Genomic DNA, 1,510 nt, shown 5'->3' with positions numbered 1-1,510 from the left:
CTGACTGAGGGCCGGGAACAAGAACACGGGCCGCTCCTGCATTCCAGGACATAAAAAAATAGCCGGCAGCGGCGTGTTCTGACCGCCAGTAACTGGTTTCTTTCACGGCCTGGTTTTCATTTTTTATGATAAACATATTACTCTGTCGCCATCTGCATACTGAGCCGGATCTGCAGGCGTTACCGGCAGCCCGGATCAGACTTTTATTGATAATACCGATCATGCCGTACCGGGAACGGGGTGACAATACAACGGCGCGGGTAATGTGCATCAGCGCGCATGCCCGTAGACGTCGTGAAGCGGCGCGTCAGTTCCCGCATGCCGGAAAAGGAAAGGAGAATAAGGATGAACACTAACACCGCTAACACTGATGGTGGCCGTGCCCGGACGTTTGAACTGTTTGACGTCAGCTATGATGAGCTGAAAATGACGCACTCGGATGAGCTTTACCGGTTGAGAAAAAAAACTTTCAGCGACCGGCTGGGATGGGAAGTCACCTGCAGCGTTGATATGGAGTTTGACGAATTTGATAATCCCGGCACGCGCTATATTCTCGGGGTTTGCGATGGACAGCTGCTCTGCAGCGTGCGCTTTACCGGTCTTGACCGGCCCAATATGATCACCCACACGTTTCGCGCCTGCTTTGATACCGTCACGCTCCCCCGGGACGGTATTGAATCCAGCCGTTTTTTTGTCGACAAGGCTCGCGCCCGGCAGCTGCCCGGACTGCGCTGGCCGGTCAGCCAGGCCCTTTTCCTGGCCATGATCAACTGGGCACGTCACAACGGCCGCAACGGCATTCACACCATTGTCAGCCGGCCAATGCTGATCATCCTGAAGCGTTCCGGATGGCAGATCAGGGTGCTGAAGGAAGCGTACCTCAGCGAACGGGAGCGGATCTATCTCCTGTTTCTGCCCACAACGGCCGCAGATCGGGATCGGATGGCATCCGGACTGGACGGCAGTCCCGGATGCTCGGCCCCGTCGCTGGTTACCTGGCCGCTGTCGCTGCCGGTGTGATCAGCTCCAGCTCAACGCCCAGCCGGATAGCCTGGCGGGCGTTGCTGACGCCCAGCTTCCTGACGATGTTACCCATATGATACTTCACCGTACTCACTGAAATCCCCGCAATGGCGGCCATCTCGTCGTAGGTTTTCCCCATGCTGGCCCAGTACAGCATCTCATTTTCTCGCGGGCTGAAGATGGGGCGGTCCTTGCCTCCGTGACGCCGGCTTTCACCTGAACCTGCCGTGCCGGCAAGGTGGTACATCTGTTCGTTGATATCGATTAGCAGCATCTGCAGGGTGCCGCGTTCGCTCAGCAGCCTCTGCTCCAACGCCTCCTGTTCCCTGCTGGCGATAATGAGGGACAGCAGCGCCAGGTTGTTCATGTGATCGTGCAGCACAAAGGTGAACCCGTTGACGATGTTGTACTGTCTGGAGAGGGAAAAAATTCGGTTGAATTTCAGGTCCGACATCAGGGTGATATTCTCGTCCCAGGCAAAGGGGGA

General features: G+C 56.6%; 2 protein-coding genes and 1 pseudogene. 1 reads left to right on the top strand and 2 read right to left on the bottom strand.

Translation table 11 applies throughout. From position 1 onward, the window contains the following. A pseudogene (locus tag GSQ70_RS25875) lies at positions 1 to 223 on the bottom strand (hypothetical protein); the annotation flags it as partial. A gap of 122 nt (positions 224 to 345) precedes the next feature. Between GSQ70_RS25875 and GSQ70_RS00595 the strand changes: the two are divergent. Beyond that, complete coding sequence (locus GSQ70_RS00595) at positions 346 to 1,020, top strand: acyl-homoserine-lactone synthase (protein ID WP_158780473.1); 675 nt, start codon at positions 346 to 348, stop codon at positions 1,018 to 1,020. Here the strand turns inward: GSQ70_RS00595 and GSQ70_RS00590 are convergent. Beyond that, on the bottom strand, positions 992 to 1,510 hold a 519-nt coding region (locus GSQ70_RS00590), incomplete at its 5' end, for a LuxR family transcriptional regulator (protein WP_158780472.1). The two genes, GSQ70_RS00595 and GSQ70_RS00590, sit on opposite strands and share 29 nt — an antisense overlap.

Origin of the sequence: Pantoea sp. BAV 3049, assembly GCF_009765445.1 — a bacterium.
In the GTDB taxonomy this organism is placed as follows: Bacteria; Pseudomonadota; Gammaproteobacteria; order Enterobacterales; family Enterobacteriaceae; genus Erwinia.
Note: the sequence above shows the minus strand (reverse complement) of the source record. Positions and strands in the feature narration are given on the sequence as shown.

Coding starts and splice junctions, on each gene's coding strand:
- GSQ70_RS00595 (WP_158780473.1), top strand. CDS start 346: ATGAACACTAACACCGCTAACACTGATGGTGGCCGTGCCCGGACGTTT.